This is a genomic window from Oceanobacillus saliphilus (genome assembly GCF_023522835.1).
Lineage (GTDB): Bacteria > Bacillota > Bacilli > Bacillales > Amphibacillaceae > Oceanobacillus > Oceanobacillus saliphilus.
Genome location: NZ_JALCZU010000094.1, coordinates 1 through 277, shown reverse-complemented (window position 1 = coordinate 277; position 277 = coordinate 1). Strand labels below are relative to the sequence as shown.

At 42.2% G+C, this 277-nt stretch carries 1 protein-coding gene; it reads right to left on the bottom strand.

The genetic code is table 11. The features are described 5' to 3' along the window. On the bottom strand, positions 1-277 hold a 277-nt coding region (locus MN204_RS20575; protein ID WP_249872917.1), incomplete at both ends, for an ATP-binding cassette domain-containing protein.

Here is a 277-nt window from a genome sequence, read left to right as displayed (position 1 = left end):
CAATCGTTCCATCGACAATCGTCACATCCTGGCTGACAATTGAAATGTGTTGCCGCAAATCGCGAATATCAATTGCTTCAATTTTCGTATCATCAAACAAGATGTCACCACCCGTCCGTTCATAAAAGCGGGTTAATAGTCGAATCAACGTTGACTTAACAGCACCAGAACGGCCAACCAAAGCTGTTGTCTTGCCCGCAGGAATTAACAAGTTAATGCCATTGAGCGATGCGACTCGTTCTTGATCATAACTAAATGACACATTTTGCAAATCAAA